Below are 17,662 nucleotides of genomic sequence, written 5' to 3'. Positions count from 1 at the left end.
ATGCTGGCGCTCGCTATTTCCGGCCTCACGATGCGGTTTCCCGGCCTCGACGCGCCGGTGCTCGCCATCGACCGGCTCCACATTCCGGCCGGTGGTCGGCTTGCAGTCACCGGCGCTTCGGGCTCCGGCAAAAGCACGCTGGTCAACGCCATCACGGGGCTTGAAATCGCAACCAGCGGTTCCGTTTCCTGGGGTGGGACGGACATCGCCCGCCTTTCGGCCGGACGCCGCGATGCCTTCCGCGCAGCGCATATCGGCCTCGTCATGCAGGATTTTCATCTTTTCCCCGGCCTTTCGGCCTTCGAGAATGTCGTGCTGCCGGTCCGGCTCTCCCGCCGCCTGACGCCGGTCGAGCGCGAGCGGGCGCTGCATCTTCTCGAAACCACCGGCATCGCTCGCCCGAACCAACCCATCGAGACCCTGTCGCGCGGCGAAATGCAGCGCATCGCGGTGGCACGGGCACTGTTGTCAAAACCTGGCGTGATCGTCGCTGACGAGCCGACCGCCAGCCTCGACCGACGCACAGGCAACGAGGTGGCCGAGCTGATCGTCCGGCTCGCCCGCGAGCAGGGCGCCACACTCGTCGTCGTCACCCACGATCCGGCCCTGGTGGATAGGCTTGACCGTCGGATCGGCCTCGACGGCGGCCGCATCGTCGAAGACAGCGCGGAGGCGCGCGCTGCGTGATCCGTTTCATCCTTGCCGATCTTCGCCGGTTCAAGGGTGGTGCGCTTGCCGTCATCGTGCTGATAGCGCTCTCCGTCGCGCTCAGCGTCACCGTTACCTTGCAGGAGCGCGCCGTCAGGCTCGGCAGCGCCCGGGCGGCGGAAAATTTCGATCTGCTGGTCGGCGCCGCCGGCAGCGAAACCCAGCTTACCCTCTCGGCCGTCTTCCTCCAGCCCTCGCCGCTGCCGCTGATGTCCGGCAGCGTGCTGGCCAAACTCTCCGAGGACCCGCGCGTCGATTTCGCCGCCCCGGTTGGCTTCGGCGATTCCGCCGATGGTTATCCGGTGGTCGGCACAACCGTCCAATTCGTATCGGCTCTCTCGCCAACGCTCGCTGAGGGTGCGATCTTCGCTCGCCTCGGCGATGCGGTGATCGGCTCGGACGTGCCGAAGCGGTTGGGCGCACAGATCAAGCCGATGCATGGTGCAGCCGACGAAGGCGGTCATGCCCACACCGAGCTCGTCTACGAGGTCACCGGCCGCATGGCCCCGACCGGCACCGCCTGGGACCGGGCGATCCTCGTGCCGATCCGCGCTGTCTGGCAACTGCACGGTATGGCTGGGGACGGCGGACACGCCCATGACCACGTGACCGAAGGTACCGCGGCGACCGATCATCATCATGCCGGCGAAGCATCCGAACGCTCGGCCGCAGACGAGCGCGACCGCGAAACGCATGTCGAGGGCGATGCGGCGCTCGACGAGCATTTCGATACCGATACGCCCCGCATTCCCGCCGTTCTCGTCAAGCCGAAGACGGTCGCCGATGCCTATCGCCTGCGCCAGGAATATCGCGGTGAGACCACGCTCGCCGTCTTCCCCGCCGAAGTGCTGACCCGTCTCTACGCCACGCTCGGTGATGTGCGCAGCCTGCTGCTGGCGATCGCCATCGGCACGCAAGTCATCGTCATCGCCGCCATCCTTCTGGTCACGATCATGCATGTCGGCGCCCGCCAGCGGCAGATCGGCGCTCTCAGGGCCTTCGGCGCGCCAGGACGCGCGGTCGTCGCCATCGTCTGGGGCGAACTCTTCCTGCTCTTCTTCGCCGGTTTCGGGCTCGGCATTCTCATCGGCTATGGCGCGGCGCAATTGATCTCGGCCACCGTCACCGCCACGACGGCCATCCGCATGCCCGTGGAGTTCGCCCGCGAGGATGTTTCGCTGGCCGCCTGGTTCGGGGTTCTGGCTGTGCTGGTATCGATCGTGCCGGCGCTCTCGGCCCTGCGTCTCAGCCCGGCAACGGCGCTGAGGGCCTGACGCCGCCTCGTAATCATTGCCGCGTTCGAACTACCAGTGCTGCCGTTTGCCACCCTGAGCAGCGATGCGGCGCAGGGGTATTTCGCCGACGGCCTCGCGGAAGACCTCATCACCGATTTTCCAAAGTTCAAGGCCTCCTGGTGATCGCCCGTCATTCGAGTTTTGCCTATCGCGCGCTGGATTTGCGCGATCGCCAACGTCCGCTATCTGGGGCTTTCCGCCGCAAGCCCAGAAACTGCGAAGTTGAAACCGTTGACTACGACAAGTCCGCACATTGGATGACTCGCGTTTTCCTCGCCTTGAGCGTTAACTGTGTTGTTCTGGCGGAGGAGACAAATCATGGCCATTTATCTCACGCGCTTCAGCTACACGCCCGAAACGTGGGCGCGAATGATCGAAAACCCCGAGGATCGCCGAGAGGCGGCGCGCACTTACATTGAATCCGTTGGCGGAAAGCTCCATGGGTTCTGGTACGCCTTTGGCGAGCATGATGGTTGGAATCTGTGGGAGGCGCCTGATAATATATCGATGGCGGCAGTCGCCCTTTCTATTGGCGCAGGAGGCGCGCTCAGTTCTATTGAGACCACTGTTCTGCTCAGCGTCGACGATACGATCGAAGCCTTGGAAAAGGCAAAGTCAATTCGGTATCGTCCACCGGCAGCGTAGGCGGCGACCCACTGCTTGCCATCATGTTGAGATGCGTGCTTCGTGCGTATCTCCGTCGCCGGCGCAAGCTGTCTTTGAATAACGCTGGAGGCAAGAAGAGTCGAGAATGGGTCGACAGTGGCCGCTGATCGCAAATTATCCGATGTTCATGCACGAAGTTGACTCGTAGACGAGCGATGACCCCGTTATGTACTTCTAGCATCGCATAATGTATCGACCGGAACTGGTCACCAATTGCCTGTCTGCGCCGGTCAGCCGATCGGGCGATAAAACCAAGCCAACAACAGGCTATAGCGGCCGGTAGATTTACTCGGCCCGTGGCTCGCGTTGGCAGAGATAATTTGCAGGGTTACCAGCCACTTGCCTTGCCAATCCCGATGACCGCCCGGTGGCGAGGAAAGTAGTTGCAAGCGGGGTCGCCTCAGATGCATCCGCGGGAGCGACGTCCAGGCCATGCGCCGCTCGGTTCATGGCGGTGGCGTCACTAAATGGGGTTGGATCATTCGGAACACCGAACGCGCAAGCTATTCTCCATTCGGAAATCCGAACATTGCCCAACGGCTCGGCAAACCGCAACGTTTGACTTCAATGACTTAGCGGCACGGCTCGGGCCCGCTCGAATTGGCACGCCTGTTGCTCTCTTCAGGTGACACTCGCTCGGCAGCGGGTGGATGGAGAGGAGTAAAACGCCCGATGACTGTTGCCTTGAGCCGTACAGAGCATGATCTGCTCGGGGACCGTGAGGTCCCCACGGACGCCTATTACGGCGTTCACACGCTGCGCGCCGTCGAAAACTTTGCGGTGACCGGCATTCCGATTTCACACTATCCGGATCTGATCCGCGCGCTCGCGCAGATCAAGATGGCGGCGGCGCGGGCGAACATGGAGCTGGGACAGCTCGATGCCGAGAGGGCCGAGGCGATTGTTGCCGCCTGCCACGAAATCGAGGCCGGCGCGCTCAACGATCAGTTCGTGGTGGACGTGATCCAGGGAGGAGCCGGTACGTCCACCAACATGAATGCCAACGAGGTCATCGCCAATCGGGCGCTTGAGCTCCTGGGCCACGCCCGCGGCGACTACCGGCGCCTGCACCCGAACGAACATGTCAACCTCGGCCAGTCAACCAATGACGTCTATCCGACGGCGCTGAAGCTTGCGACCTACAGCGGGATCTTCCGCCTGATCGATGCAATGGCCTATCTCCGCGCAGCCTTCGAACGCAAGGCAGACGAATTCCACGACATCCTCAAGATGGGGCGGACCCAACTGCAGGATGCAGTGCCGATGACGTTGGGGCAGGAGTTCTCCACCTACGCGGTGATGCTTGGCGAGGACGAGCAGCGGCTGCGCGAAGCCGCACTACTGATCCGCGAGATCAATCTCGGCGCGACTGCCATCGGCACGGGCATCACCGCCCATCCCGATTATGCGGCTCTGGTTTGCCAGTTGCTCGCGGAGGATAGCGGCGTGCCCGTGATCACTGCGCCCAATCTCATCGAAGCCACACAGGATTGCGGTAGCTTCGTCCAGCTGTCGGGCGTCTTGAAGCGCGTGGCGGTCAAGCTTTCCAAAGTCTGCAACGATCTTCGCCTGCTTTCCAGCGGACCGCGGGCGGGCTTCGGGGAGATCAACCTGCCGCCGCGCCAGGCTGGCTCCTCAATCATGCCCGGCAAGGTCAATCCGGTGATCCCTGAACTCGTCAACCAGATCGCCTACGAGGTGATCGGCAACGACCTGACGGTGACCTTTGCGGCCGAGGCGGGCCAATTGCAGCTCAACGCCTTCGAGCCGATCATCGCCCACAGCCTGTTCAAGAGCATCGGCCACCTCAGCCGGGGATGCCTGATCCTCGCCGACAAGTGCGTCGACGGCATCACCGCGAACCGCGAGCGCCTGGAGGCGAGCGTGCTGGGTTCGATCGGCATCGTCACCGCGCTCAACCCCATCATCGGCTACGCCAATGCGACCGAAGTCGCGGCGGAGGCGCACCGAACCGGAAAGGGTGTCGCCGAACTCGTGGAGGCGCGCGGGCTGATGACCGCCGAAGCGCTCGCCGAAGTCCTGCGCCCCGAGGCGCTGACCCAGCCGCGCCCGATCACGGCGCGCAGCTGAACCACCCATCTGTTGACTGAAAAACCGCCCGGATGGACCGGGCGGGGGAGGAAGGAGATTATCATGAAGATAAACAAGCAGACGACCTGGATCGTCATCGCAATGATCCTGGGGGTTGTCGTCGGCTACGGCTGCAACGTGCTCTCGGGCAGCCCGGCCGTGGCGAAGGATATCGCCGGCTATTTCGCGATGGTGACCGACATTTTCCTGCGGCTGATCAAGATGATCATAGCGCCGCTTATTTTCACGACCCTCGTCGCCGGCATGGCTGGCATGGGCGATGCCCGGACCGTCGGCCGTATCGGCGGCAAGGCGCTCGGCTGGTTCCTGATGGCGTCGCTCGCATCGCTGGCAATCGGCCTCGTCTTCGCCAATCTTTTCCAGCCCGGCGCCAATGTTGGCGTGCCGTTGCCCGATGTCTCGGCCTCTGCTGACCTGAAGACCTCCTCGCTCAATCTCAAGGACTTCATCACCCACGTCTTCCCCCGCAACATCTTCGAGGCGATGGCGAATAACGAGATCCTCCAGATTCTCGTCTTCTCGGTATTCTTCGGTCTCGCCCTCGGCAGCTTGAAGGACACGAAGGCTCGAGCCCTGATCGAGGTCATCGAAGGCGCCGTCCCGGTCATGCTGAAGGTGACGGATTATGTGATGCGTTTCGCACCGGTCGGCGTCTTTGCTGCCGTCGCCAACGTCGTCACCGTCCAGGGTCTCGGCATCCTGATGGTCTACGGCAAGTTCGTCGGCAGCTTCTACGCAACGCTCGTCGTGCTTTGGGCCGTGCTAGTCGGCGCAGGATTCCTGGTGCTCGGCGCGAACGTGTTCCGACTGGTCAGGGAAGTGCGCCAGCCGATGCTTGTCGGTTTTTCCACCGCTTCCAGCGAAGCGGCCTACCCGCGCGTCATGGAGAAGCTGGAAGACTTCGGCGTGAAGGAGCGTGTCATCGGCTTCGTCCTGCCGCTCGGCTATTCGTTCAACCTCGACGGCTCGATGATCTATACAGCCTTTGCCGCTCTTTTCATCTCGCAGGCCTACGGCCTGCCGCTCACAATGGAACAGCAGATCGTCATGCTGCTGGTCCTCATGGTTTCGAGCAAGGGCATCGCCGGTGTGCCGCGCTCCGCGCTGGTCGTTGTCGCCGCCGTTCTGCCGATGTTCAACCTGCCGGAGGCGGGCGTGCTGTTGATTATGGGTATCGACCATTTCCTCGACATGGGGCGCACCGCCACCAACGTGCTCGGAAATGCGATTGCCACCACAGTTGTCGCCAAGTGGGAAAACGCGCTCGACATTCCTGACGAAACGGAAGAGCGCACACGCGGAAGACTGGCCGCAGCCGAATAGCAGGACGCCCAAGGACAGTCTGCCCGCTTTCCCTTGAGAAGGCGGGCAGTTTCCCGCACGCTCGCTCGGTCTCATCGGATGTGGTAGGGAGCCGGATCAACAACAACACCGTTGCGGCGTGTGCATCCGCTTCCATTCGTTCCCATGTCGATCGCCTCTTTCATTCGCAAATACGGTTTGCTGCTGCCCGGCCTCGTCGCTATTGCGCTTGCCGCCGGCATTGCCGGCTTTCGCGTCAGCGAGAACCTGGGGCTCGCTGAGTTGCAAAGAACGGGAACCCAACGCCTCGAAGTCTACGCCACCAGCCTGAACAGGCAGATCGACAAATACGCCTACTTCCCTGCGACGCTTGGACTGGAGCGGGACGTAATCGACCTGGTCGCGCGCGGAAAACCGCTCACCGACACCGTCAACCGCTACCTCGAACAGCTCAACCACCGGGCGGGCACGCTGTCTATCTATCTGCTCGACCGGCAAGGACATGTGGTTGCTACCAGCAACTGGAACCGACCTGACAGCTTTATCGGAGAGGACCTGTCCTACCGCTCCTACTTCACAGATGGCATGCGGGGCCGGCCCGGCCGGCTCTTCGGCATCGGTATCACCCGCGGCGAGCCGGGCTACTATCTCTCTTCGCCGTTGCTCGCGAATGGCGAGGTTGTAGGCGTTGCCGTGGTCAAGGTCAGTCTTGAACAATTGGAGCAGTCCTGGGCGACCGTCGAAGTGCCCGTCATCGTCACTGATCAGAACGGTGTCGTCATCCTCGCGTCAGTGTCATCCTGGAAATTCACGACGCTGCGCCCGTTGCCGGATCAAGAAAGGCGGCGGCTGGAGCGCAGCCTGCAATATAACGCCCGCCCGCTTCCCTCGCTCGGCCTGACGCGTGAGGAGGCTTTCGATGAAAATGCTGTCCTCGTGCGGCTTGCTCTGCCGTCGGACGTCGACGGCGGCTCCAAGTTGTCCGGCAATTTTCTGGCGCAGACTGCTCCCATGGGCGACACTGGCTGGTCGCTGACCGTGCTCTCGCCCGCCGGCGAGGTCAGGGCTATCGCCTGGACACGCGCCGCGCTGGCGGCGATCGCCAGTGCCTTCGTCGGCATCTTGCTGGTGCTGCTCGACCAGCGGCGGCGGCATCTGCGCGACCGGCTGCGGGCGCGAGAGGCGTTGCAGCGCGCCCATGACGAACTCGAACGCAAGGTGGAGGAGCGGACACGGACGCTACGCGCGGCGCAGGACGAGCTCGTCCATGCTGCCAAGCTGGCAACGATCGGTCAGATTTCCGCAGGCCTTGCCCATGAATTAAATCAGCCTCTGGCAGCGCTACGCACGCTTTCCGGCAATGCGGTCAAATTCCTCCGTCGCGGCGACATCGCGACCGCCGAAAGCAATCTGGACCGCATCGGCAGCATCGTCGATGGCATGGGCACGCTCACCAACCAGCTCAAGTCCTTCGCCCGCAAATCCTCCGGCATGCCGGGCCCGGTCGATGTCCGACGCGCCGTCGACAACGCGCTGTTCCTGCTCGCCCAGCGCCTGCGCCGCGCAAACGTGACCATAACCACCGAGATTGGGGCGGAAATGACGGCGCTCTGCGACGCCAACCGCCTGGAGCAGGTCATGGTCAACCTGATTGCCAATGCGCTGGATGCGATCGAGGGCATTGCGGCACCCATGTTGCGCATTCGCGGCCGGCGCGAGGCGACGCGCGTGATCGTGGAGGTCCATGACAATGGGCCGGGTCTGCCGGAAGACGTGCGCGAGCACCTCTTTGAGCCATTCTTCACGACCAAGGAAAGCAACAGGGGATTGGGGCTCGGCTTGGCCATTTCATTGGAAATCGTGCACCATTTCAGTGGAACGCTGTCGGGGGCGAACCATCCCGAGGGCGGCGCGGTTTTCACCGTCGCTCTTCCCGCAGCCGATATCGGAGAAACGCCATGGGCGACCACCTCAAGGTCCTGATCGTCGAGGACGAACCGAACGTCCGGCTCGGCTGTCAGCAGACGCTCGAGCTCGAAGGCATGGCGGTCTTGGCGGTCGAAAGTGCCGAAAAGGCACGGCAGCTCGTTGCTGCGGATTTTCCGGGTGTCGTCGTCACCGACATCCGCCTGCCGGGCGATGACGGCATGGCTCTCATGCATGACCTCCTACGGCAGGATCGCGACCTGCCGGTGGTCCTGATGACTGGCCATGGCGATGTTTCTCTGGCGGTCCAGGCGATGAAGGACGGAGCGCACGACTTCATCGAGAAGCCGTTCTCGCCCGACTATTTCGTTGAGATTGTGCGGCGGGCGCTGGAAAAACGCACGCTGACGCTGGAGGTGCGCGAATTGCGCGCGCGACTTGAGAACAGGCAATCGACCGCCAGCCGCATCATCGGAGATTCTGCTGCCATCGAGCGCGTACGCCATCTCATCGGCGAGCTTGGAAATAGCGCAGCCGACGTGCTGATTCAGGGCGAGACCGGGACCGGAAAGGAGCTCGTCGCGCGCTGCCTGCATGATGCGAGCCCAAGGCGTAGCGGCAATTTCGTCGCCATCAATTGCGGCGGCGTGCCTGAGAACCTGTTCGACAGCGAAATCTTCGGCCATGAGCCTGGAGCCTTCACCGGCGCCGCCAAGCGCCGGATCGGCAAGATCGAGCACGCCAATGGCGGCACGCTGTTTCTCGACGAGATAGAAAGCATGCCGATGGCCATGCAGGTCAAGCTGCTCCGGGTGCTGCAGGAACGCACGCTCGAGCGTCTCGGGTCAAACACCCCGATCCTCGTCGACTGCCGTGTCATCGCTGCGACCAAAGTCGATCTGGCGGTACTTGCCGAAAAAGGCGAATTCCGCGCTGATCTCTATTATCGCCTGAACGTCGCGACACTGCCCTTGCCGCCCTTGCGCGAAAGGCGCGAGGACATCGGTCTCCTGTTCGAGCATTTTGCTCTGCAGGCTGCATCACGCCACGAGCGCCCCGTGCTCGCGCCTGACGCCGAACGCACGCGATGTCTGCTCGCTTACAACTGGCCCGGCAACGTGCGCGAGTTGCGCAATGTCGCCGAGCGCTGCGTGCTGGGGATCGCAGCCGGCTTCCCGCCTTTTGGTGGGGCGACAGGCACCGCCCCTCGGCCGCTGGCGCGAACCGTCGAAGCCTTCGAGCGTGCCCTTATCGCCGAAGCCCTCGGCCGCAACGGCAACAGCCTGGCCCGCGTCAGCGAGGAATTGCTAGTGCCGAAGGCGACCCTGCATGACAAGATCCGTAAGTATGGCTTGTCGTGATGCTGGTCCATCCGCGTTGGGTTGCGGTGTGGTTATATCCTTAAGATCGAATGTTGCTCAATCGCTTTCGCCGGGGACGAGAGCCATGGGCCAGAGAAATCGCTCAGACCTCGCCGGGTAGTAATCTGCAAAGGCTGGCATCGTTGCAAGCAGGGACTCGGCAAGCGCAATCCCGAGGTCGCGCAGCGACAGACTGAAGGATGTCAGACGGGGCGACAGGAATTGCGAATGCGGGCTTTGGCGTCCGATGATCGCCATGTCTCGCCCGGGCTTTATCCCGGCTTCGACAAGCCCCCGATAAAGGCCGACAGTGATTGCTTCGTTGATGAGCACGATTGCCGTTGGCCGGTCCTCAAGCGCGCTCAGTTCGCGGGCGATCTGGTATCCTCCCGCCTCGTTCGGGGTTGAACGAAAAACGTGACGCTCGTCGAGGTGAAGCCCGTGTCGGGCGAGGGTCGCCCGGCACTGATCCGCGAAAACGTAGCCGAGATTCATGTCGTCGTGAGGTCGTGTAACGGCGATGTGCTTGTGGCCGCGGGAGACGAGCCGATCGATGGACGCCTCGGCCATGCCCTCGAAATCGAGATCAATCCAGGGCTGACCGACATCCGTCAAGCTTCGTCCAAGCGTGATGAACGGGATCTTGCGTTTGGCCAACAGTTCGAAACGAGCGTCGTGGCGCCGGGTCGCCGAAAGAATGATGCCGTCGGCAAACCCACGCGCAACCACGCGTTTCAAATAGTCGTTGGGATCCTCCTCGGAGGAGCAGAGCAGGGCAACAAGATCGAGCTTGTGACGGGCAAAGACGGTCTGAACACCGTCGAAGACGCTCATGAAGAAGGTGTCACCCTGACCGGTAATTTCGGAGCCGGTCTGCATCATGAAGCCGATGACGCCGGTCGCGCCCTTCCTGAGCGCACGGCCTGATTGATTGGCGACATAACCAAGGGATTCTGCTGCTTCAAGAACCCTTTTTCTGGTTTCCTCGTTGACGTCGGGCTTGCCGTTCAGCGCGCGCGATACCGTGCCGATAGAAATATCGAGGTGTTCGGCAAGTTCGCGAATCCCCTTCATTTTTCCGCGTTCCTTCCCAGACCCGCGATTGGTCATTTTCTCACCTCTTGACATAAAAACCCGTTGCCGCATAGTATCGTAAACGTTTACGGAAGCCAATTGAGGAGTTGCCGCTTCCGTTTCTTGGAGGAAATCACGTGAGACACAGGGCCGTTTTGTGCGGGTGCGGAGCTATGGCCAAAGGGTGGCTAAGAGCTCTGACGCAGAGCAAAGTTCTTCGAGAGAAGGTAGAGATTGTCGGCCTTGTGGATCTTAATCAGGCGACCGCAGGCGCGCTCGCCGCAGAATTCCACCTTGGCCACATCCTGATCGGTACGGACCTGACGGAGGTTCTTCGCGGAAGCCGGGCGGACCTGCTCTTCGACATCGTCGTTCCTGCGGCGCGGCGCGCGGTGGTCGCTGCCGGTCTTGCGCATGGTTGCCACGTTTTGAGCGAGAAGCCGATGGCCGCCACGCTCGATGAGGCGCGCGAATTGCGCCGGCTTGCGACCGCGGCCTCGCGCGTTCACGCCATCGTGCAGAACCGCCGCTTCATCGGTGGTGTCCGTCGCATCCGTCGCCTCATCCAGTCCGGCGCCTTGGGCGAGCTGACGGCGTTGCATTGCGACTTCTTCCTCGGTCCGCATTTCGGGGGATTTCGCGAGCAGATGGACAATGTCCTGCTTCTGGACATGGCCATTCACACCTTCGACGCAGCGCGCTTCATGTCCGGCAAGGAACCGCTCGCGGTCTATTGCCACGAATACAATCCTGAGGGTTCCTGGTATCGCCATGGCGCCGCCGCCAATGCGATCTTCGAGTTTTCCGACAACGTTGCCTTCACCTATCGCGGTTCCTGGTGTGCTGAAGGCGCGAACACGAGCTGGGAAAGCGCGTGGCGCATAACAGGTTCGAAGGGCACGTTGCTTTGGGATGGCGGCGAGCGCTTTGAGGCCAATGTCGTCACAGGCAGCGAAGGTTTCCTGCGTGCCGTAGAGGCGATCGCAGTGCCTGAGGCCGAAGACAGTGCCGACACCAACGGCCACACGAGCGTCATCGAGCGTTTCATCCGCGCGATCGATGCGGGAACCGTGCCGGAAACCGACGGCAGCGACAACATCAAGAGCCTTGCCATGGTCTTCGGCGCGATCGACAGCGCGCGCGAGGGCAAACGCGTTACCATTGCAGCCTAGGGAGCCCATTTTGACCAACCCCAGCAAATCCATTCGCATCGGCACGATGATCTCGGCCACCAAGGGCGGCGCCGACAGGCGCATCGGCCAGATCGCCGACATGGGCTTTGAGAGTTTCGAGCCCTTCTTCTGGCAGACGACCAACGGCCAGGATCTTGCCGAACTTGGCAAACGTTGCGTGGCGGCAATCGGCGACCGCGACATCACCATGTCTACCCTTGGCATGTTCGGCAATCCGCTGGAGACGACAGAGATTGACGAACAGACCCTCCAGGGCTGGCGAGACTGCATCGACAACGCCCACCACTTCGGCGCCACCTGCGTCGCCGGTTTCACCGGCCGTCTTCGCGGCAAGCCGCTGACCGACAGTCTGCCGCGCTACCGGAAAATCTGGTCAGAGCTATCAAAGCGCGCAGGCGACAGGGGCGTGAAGATCGCCTTTGAAAACTGCGCCATGGACGGCAACTGGCAGAGCGGTGACTGGAACATCGCGCACAATCCGGACGCCTGGGAGCTGATCTTCAATGAGACGCCGGACGATCATATCGGGCTCGAATGGGAACCATGCCATCAGATGGTCTATCTGATCGATCCGCTGCCGCAGATCCGCAAATGGGCAAAGAAGATCTTTCACGTGCATGGCAAGGACGCCACGATCCGTTGGGACGTCATCCGCGAACACGGGATCTTCGGCAAGGAGAAATTCGTCTTCATGCGCACGCCCGGCTTCGGCGACACCAATTGGACCGACGTGATTTCCGAACTTCGGCTGGCCGGCTGGTCCGGCTCGATCGATATCGAAGGCTGGCATGACCCGGTCTATCGCGACGAACTGGAGATGACCGGCCAGGTCCATGGCCTGAATTACCTTAAGACCTGCCGGGGTGGCGACTTCGTCATCGACCCGGCCTGAGACGTGCATGTCGGCCGGCACGGAGGATGCCGGCATCGGGATAACCAAAGGAGGAGAAAATGGCTATCCGCGGATCCGCAATCCTGGGCGCTCTCGCCCTTGCAGGTGTCTCTCTGTTTGGACTTTCAGCCAAGGCGGAAGATGTCACGATCAACGTCTGGTCGCTCGATCGCGACATCCAGCCCGCACCGAACCTGATATCGGACTTCAACAAGCTGAACACGGGCATCAAGGTCGAATATCGCCAGATCCAGTTCGACGATGTCGTCAGTGAGGCGATGCGTGCCTATTCGACCGGGCAGGCACCCGATATCATCGCCATCGACAATCCGGAACATGCGCTCTTTTCGTCACGCGGCGCCTTCCTCGATCTAACCGACATGATCGCAAAGTCGACCGCGGTGAAGCCCTCGAACTATTTTCCGGGACCTCTTGCCTCCACCATGTGGGACGGCAAGAACTATGGCCTTCCCAAAGCGACGAACACGATTGCGCTCTACTACAACAAGGACATGTTCAAGGCGAAGGGGCTCGATCCGAGCAAGCCGCCGCAGACCTGGGATGAACTGGTCGATGCGGCTCGCAAGCTGACGGATCCTTCGGCGAACGTCTACGGGCTCGCCTTCTCGGCCAAGGCCAATGAAGAGGGGACATTCCAGTTCCTGCCCTGGGTCCAGATGGCCGGCGGCAGCTACGAGCACATCAACTCGGAAGGTGCCGTCAAGGCGCTCGACATCTGGAAAACCATCATAACCGAGAAACTGGCCTCGCCGGATACGTTGACCCGCGGACAGTGGGATTCGACCGGCACCTTTAACTCCGGCAATGCTGCCATGGCGATCTCCGGTCCGTGGGAGCTCGACCGAATGGTGAGCGAAGCGAAGTTCGACTGGGGTGTGGCGCTGCTGCCGGTGCCCGAGGCCAGTGCGGAGCGTTCGTCGGCCATGGGCGATTTCAACTGGGCGATCTTCTCCAACACGCAGCACCCCGCCGAGGCGTTCAAGGTGCTCGAATACTTCGCCTCCCAGGACGTCCGCATGTTCAAGGACTTCGGACAGCTGCCCGCTCGATCCGATATTGCCATCCCTGAGACTGGTGTGCCGCTGAAGGACGCGGCCCTCAAGGTCTTCATCGAGCAGCTCAAATTCGCAAAGCCCCGTGGACCCCATCCGGAATGGCCGAAGATCTCCAAGGCCATCCAGGACGCAATCCAGGCGGCCTTGACCGGGCAGATGACGTCGAAAGATGCCCTCGACCAGGCGGCTGAAAAGATAAAGGCAGTCCTTGGCTAAAGCCTCTGGCAAGGCGGCCTGCAGGCTTCCGGACGGACCGGAACAGCCGGCCGCCTTTCACAAGCGCTTAATCCGCTTGAGGCGCTCGGGCGGAAAAACCGCAAAACCATGCCGGCGAGGCCGGCGTGCTTCTGGTCGTTCTAGTTTGCAGGCCGGGTTGTGCGAGCGGTATATGCTGGCGCCTTGGCGGCGGAGGAGCTCATGAAACGCTTTCTATCCAGCATGATCGATGGTCGCGGCTTCGATATCGGCCTTGTCGGCCTGCCGCTCGCGTTCCTGCTCACGCTCTCCGGTCTTCCGCTACTCTACAATATCGCCATGAGCCTCCAGGAGGTCGACATGTTCAGCCTCGGGAGCTTCTGGCGCCCTTTCGTCGGCCTCAAGAACTACCGTAATCTGTTCGCTCAGCCGGAAACGTGGCCGATCCTGGTCAATACCGCGACCTTCGTCGTCGCCTCGATCGCGGGTCAGTTTCTTGTAGGTTTTGGCCTGGCATTGTTCTTCTGGACGAATTTTCCGGGCGCCTCGTGGCTGCGGGGTCTGTTCCTAGTGTCCTGGGTGATGCCCGGTCTTGTGGTCGGTGCGATCTGGAACTGGATCCTCTCGGGCGACTTTGGCGTGCTCAACTTTATCCTGCGTGAAACCGGCCTCATCGACGGCAATATCTTCTGGCGCTCGGACCCCGGCTTTTCGCTCTGGGCCGTCATCATCGCAAATATCTGGCTCGGCACATCTTTCAACATGATCCTTCTGTCCGTTGGCCTGTCGTCGATCCCACGGGATCTTTATGAGGCATCCGAACTGGACGGCGCCAATGTCTGGCAGCGCTTCTGGACGATCACCTTGCCGATGATGCGCTCGTCCATCGGGGCCATCATCGCGCTCGGTCTGATCTTCACGCTGCAGCAATTCGATCTTTTCGCCGCCATCACCTCGGGAGGACCGAACAATGCTTCGAACGTCACACAATACTGGGCCTGGGATTTGTCGTTCCGACAGTACGATTTCGCCAAGGGCGCGACGATTTCGGTGATCATGATCGTCTTCGTGATGATCGCCTCAGTCGTCTACGTGCGCTCCACACGGCACGAGGTGCGCGGATGAGCCATCAAACCCGCGACCGTCTGCTGCTCGCAATCGCGATCATCCTCGCCGGCATTTATCTGTTTCCCCTCTACTGGATGTACATAACCACGATCAAATCGGGATCGGAGATGTTTGCCACTCCGCCGACCTTCTGGCCGACCGATCCCCAATGGCAGATCTTCGGCAACGTCTGGCAAGGCCGCAACATGGGCCGGTACATCTGGAATTCTCTGGTCATCGCTTGCGGAGCGGTCAGTGTCATCACCGTACTCGGTGTCGGCTGCGCCTATGTGCTGGCGCGCTATCGTAACATTTGGGTCGATATCGGGCTCTTCCTCATTCTCATGTTGCAGGTGCTTCCGGCCTCACTGATGGTCACGCCGATCTTCGTGGGTTTCTCTCAGATCGGGCTGCTCAATTATCCCCGCCTTGCGGTGATCCTTGCGATCGCGGCGAAAAGCATGCCGTTCTTCGTGGTTCTGGTGCGCGCGACCTTCATGAGCGTGCCGCAGGAATTGGAGGAAGCCGCCCTCGTTGACGGCAACTCGAGGGTTGGCGCCTTCTTCAACATCGTCCTGCCGCTGGCACGAAACGGCATCCTTGTCAGCGCCATCCTGATCTTCATGCAGGCGTTCGGAGAGTTCGTCTATTCGAAGTCGATGATCCAGGCGGTGGAGCTGCAGCCGGCAAGTGTCGGACTGAATTCCTTCATGGGACCGAACACCAACGAATGGAACAATATCATGGCCTATGCGGCGATCTACGTGACGCCAATCCTCGCCATCTTCGTCCTCCTGCAACGCCGCATCGTCTCTGGCCTTACCTCGGGAGCGCTCAAATGACCGCCCAGATCGAACTGACCAACGTCAACAAGTATTATGGTGCCTATCATGCATTGAAGGACATCGAGCTCTCGATCCGCAAAGGCAGCTTCACGGCGCTTGTCGGCCCTTCCGGTTGCGGGAAGTCGACACTGCTGCGGTCGCTGGCCGGCCTGGAGAGCATATCGTCCGGCACCCTGAAAATCGCCGGCGAGGTCATGAATGCGATGCCGCCGCGCAAGCGTGACGTGGCGATGGTTTTCCAATCCTATGCGCTCTATCCGCACATGACGGTCGAGGAGAACCTCACCTACAGCCTGCGGATCAAGGGCGTTGCCAAGGCTGACCGCAAGAAGGCGGCCAATGAAGTCGCTGCAGTGACCGGGCTTACGAACCTGCTCGGACGCTATCCGCGTGAGCTTTCCGGCGGTCAGCGCCAGCGGGTGGCGATGAGCCGGGCGATCATCCGCCATCCCAAGGCGTTTCTGTTCGACGAACCGCTTTCCAATCTTGATGCAGCGCTTCGCGTTCATATGCGCAAGGAAATCCGCGCGTTGCACGACCGTTTGGGTGCCACTTCGGTCTATGTCACCCACGACCAGGTCGAGGCAATGACGATGGCGGACCATGTCGTCATCATGCGCGATGGCGTCATCGAACAACAGGGCAGCCCGCTTGAGCTCTATGACCGGCCGGACAACAAGTTTGTGGCCGGGTTCATCGGATCTCCGGCCATGAATTTTCTGCCAGCAGTCGGCGGTCCGGATGGCCGGTCGATCATTCTCGATCTCGGTATGAAGCAAACGGTCTCTCTCGAACGCGCCGTGCAGCCGGGGCGGGCCTTGGTCGTTGGCTTGCGCCCGGAGAACATCGAGCTTGTCCCGGCGGATGAGGGCGTTGTCTCGGTACAGGTGGCGCTGGTCGAATCGACCGGGGCGACATGCTTCTTGACCATGGCAACGACGCCTGAGCTTTCGGTAGTCTTCAACGGGCGATCGCAGGCGCAAGCCGGCGATCGGGTCGGACTGAACTTTGCACCCGCCAGCATTCATCTTTTCGACGCAGATACCGAACGGCGTTTGCCGGACTGAGGGCAGATACTGACCGCCCTATAGCGCGTGCGTTGCTTCGATATGCGACTTTCCGGCTGGCCCTTGCCAGTGGCTCAGGGACGCACCAGCGCATTCCCGTCCGCTTCTTTGAGATAGCTAACAACGGCGTCGGCGATCATGGTCCGATGCCTGCCGATCGTATGTGGCTCTGAGAGGTCACGGCGAAAGATCGTGCCGAACGTATAGCGGTTGGAGACCCGGAAGAAGCAGAAGGCACTGATCAGCATGTGCACGTCGATCGGGTCGGCCTTTCGCTTGAATACGCCTTCAGCGATACCGCGCTCCAGAATGCCGGCAATCGTCTCGATGACCGAGACATTCAGATCGCGGATCGCTTCCGAACGCAGCATATGTGCGGCGTGGTGGATGTTTTCGATGCTGACCAATCGCACGAAATCGGGATTGGCCTCGTCGTGGTCGAACGTACTGGAGATGAGGGTGCGCAGCGCCTCTTCCGGCGCAAGGCTTGCAAGCTTCAAATCCTCCTCAAGTGTGCGGATCTTGCGATAGGCGCGCTCCAGCACGGAGAGGTAAAGTCCCTCCTTGCCTCCGAAATAATAGTAGATCATGCGTTTGGAGGTGCGGGTCCGCTCCGCGATGGCATCGACCCGCGCGCCAGCCAGACCATGCGTCGAGAACTCCTCCGTGGCGACGACAAGGATGTCTTCCTTGGTCCGTTCCGGATCGTTCTTCCGACTTGCCTCAGCCCGCCCCGCCATTCTTTCGTCGTCACTCCTCCGGCGTTAACCGAAATTTTCTCAATAAAACCAATTCGAAACGGGCGGGCCACAGGGACTCGTCATCTCGCCTCCATTGAAAGTC

At 61.3% G+C, this 17,662-nt stretch carries 15 protein-coding genes; 13 read left to right on the top strand and 2 right to left on the bottom strand.

The features are described from left to right. From ACN9MO_RS24550 to ACN9MO_RS24520, 7 genes are all read left to right on the top strand, one after another. Complete coding sequence (locus tag ACN9MO_RS24550; RefSeq protein ID WP_057255157.1) at window positions 1-687, top strand: ABC transporter ATP-binding protein; 687 nt, start codon at window positions 1-3, stop codon at window positions 685-687. Continuing rightward, entirely contained in the window at window positions 684-1,982 is a 1,299-nt protein-coding gene (locus ACN9MO_RS24545; RefSeq protein ID WP_113133395.1) for an ABC transporter permease, read from the top strand. The genes ACN9MO_RS24550 and ACN9MO_RS24545 overlap by 4 nt, the downstream gene beginning before the upstream one ends. A gap of 339 nt (window positions 1,983-2,321) precedes the next feature. Then, the gene (locus tag ACN9MO_RS24540) at window positions 2,322-2,648 is read left to right on the top strand and encodes a GYD domain-containing protein (RefSeq protein WP_057255159.1); all 327 of its coding nucleotides are present in this window, start codon (window positions 2,322-2,324) and stop codon (window positions 2,646-2,648) included. 693 nt (window positions 2,649-3,341) lie between these two features. Next, window positions 3,342-4,760, top strand: a complete 1,419-nt coding sequence (aspA, locus tag ACN9MO_RS24535) for an aspartate ammonia-lyase (protein WP_113133397.1) — start codon at window positions 3,342-3,344, stop codon at window positions 4,758-4,760. Between the two features lie 63 nt (window positions 4,761-4,823). Then, window positions 4,824-6,104, top strand: a complete 1,281-nt coding sequence (locus tag ACN9MO_RS24530; RefSeq protein WP_113133398.1) for a dicarboxylate/amino acid:cation symporter — start codon at window positions 4,824-4,826, stop codon at window positions 6,102-6,104. Between the two features lie 144 nt (window positions 6,105-6,248). Continuing rightward, the gene (locus ACN9MO_RS24525) at window positions 6,249-8,066 is read left to right on the top strand and encodes a sensor histidine kinase (RefSeq protein WP_057255162.1); all 1,818 of its coding nucleotides are present in this window, start codon (window positions 6,249-6,251) and stop codon (window positions 8,064-8,066) included. Continuing rightward, window positions 8,042-9,370 (top strand): sigma-54-dependent transcriptional regulator, encoded by a 1,329-nt coding sequence (locus ACN9MO_RS24520; RefSeq protein ID WP_057255163.1) that lies wholly within the window; start codon window positions 8,042-8,044, stop codon window positions 9,368-9,370. Before ACN9MO_RS24525 ends, ACN9MO_RS24520 begins: the two co-directional genes overlap by 25 nt. A 57-nt stretch (window positions 9,371-9,427) precedes the next feature. On the opposite strand, the gene ACN9MO_RS24515 is transcribed toward ACN9MO_RS24520, so the two are convergent. Continuing rightward, a complete protein-coding gene (locus ACN9MO_RS24515; RefSeq protein WP_113133399.1) occupies window positions 9,428-10,444 on the bottom strand; it encodes a LacI family DNA-binding transcriptional regulator in 1,017 nt (338 codons plus the stop codon). Window positions 10,445-10,581: 137 nt separating this feature from the next. On the opposite strand from ACN9MO_RS24515, the gene ACN9MO_RS24510 reads away from it, so the two are divergent. From ACN9MO_RS24510 to ACN9MO_RS24485, 6 genes are all read left to right on the top strand, one after another. Next, window positions 10,582-11,616, top strand: coding sequence for a Gfo/Idh/MocA family protein (locus tag ACN9MO_RS24510; protein ID WP_113133400.1), 1,035 nt, complete (start codon window positions 10,582-10,584; stop codon window positions 11,614-11,616). Between the two features lie 10 nt (window positions 11,617-11,626). Then, window positions 11,627-12,529 (top strand): sugar phosphate isomerase/epimerase family protein, encoded by a 903-nt coding sequence (locus tag ACN9MO_RS24505; RefSeq protein WP_057255166.1) that lies wholly within the window; start codon window positions 11,627-11,629, stop codon window positions 12,527-12,529. 59 nt (window positions 12,530-12,588) lie between these two features. Further along, window positions 12,589-13,821, top strand: a complete 1,233-nt coding sequence (locus ACN9MO_RS24500; RefSeq protein ID WP_113133401.1) for an ABC transporter substrate-binding protein — start codon at window positions 12,589-12,591, stop codon at window positions 13,819-13,821. A gap of 201 nt (window positions 13,822-14,022) precedes the next feature. After that, window positions 14,023-14,925 carry a carbohydrate ABC transporter permease gene (locus tag ACN9MO_RS24495; protein ID WP_113133402.1) on the top strand — a complete coding sequence of 301 codons (903 nt, stop codon included), beginning with the start codon at window positions 14,023-14,025 and terminating at the stop codon, window positions 14,923-14,925. Next, window positions 14,922-15,749 carry a carbohydrate ABC transporter permease gene (locus tag ACN9MO_RS24490; RefSeq protein WP_057255169.1) on the top strand — a complete coding sequence of 276 codons (828 nt, stop codon included), beginning with the start codon at window positions 14,922-14,924 and terminating at the stop codon, window positions 15,747-15,749. The genes ACN9MO_RS24495 and ACN9MO_RS24490 overlap by 4 nt, the downstream gene beginning before the upstream one ends. Next, entirely contained in the window at window positions 15,746-16,819 is a 1,074-nt protein-coding gene (locus tag ACN9MO_RS24485; protein ID WP_113133403.1) for a sn-glycerol-3-phosphate ABC transporter ATP-binding protein UgpC, read from the top strand. Before ACN9MO_RS24490 ends, ACN9MO_RS24485 begins: the two co-directional genes overlap by 4 nt. Before the next feature lie 74 nt (window positions 16,820-16,893). Here the strand turns inward: ACN9MO_RS24485 and ACN9MO_RS24480 are convergent, their stop codons facing one another. After that, window positions 16,894-17,559 carry a TetR/AcrR family transcriptional regulator gene (locus ACN9MO_RS24480; protein ID WP_057255171.1) on the bottom strand — a complete coding sequence of 222 codons (666 nt, stop codon included), beginning with the start codon at window positions 17,557-17,559 and terminating at the stop codon, window positions 16,894-16,896. Between the last annotated feature and the right edge of the window lie 103 nt (window positions 17,560-17,662).

Origin of the sequence: Ensifer sp. R-19, from assembly GCF_049905105.1 — a bacterium.
Classification (GTDB): domain Bacteria; phylum Pseudomonadota; class Alphaproteobacteria; order Rhizobiales; family Rhizobiaceae; genus Ensifer.
This window is presented reverse-complemented; position numbering and strand designations above follow the sequence as displayed.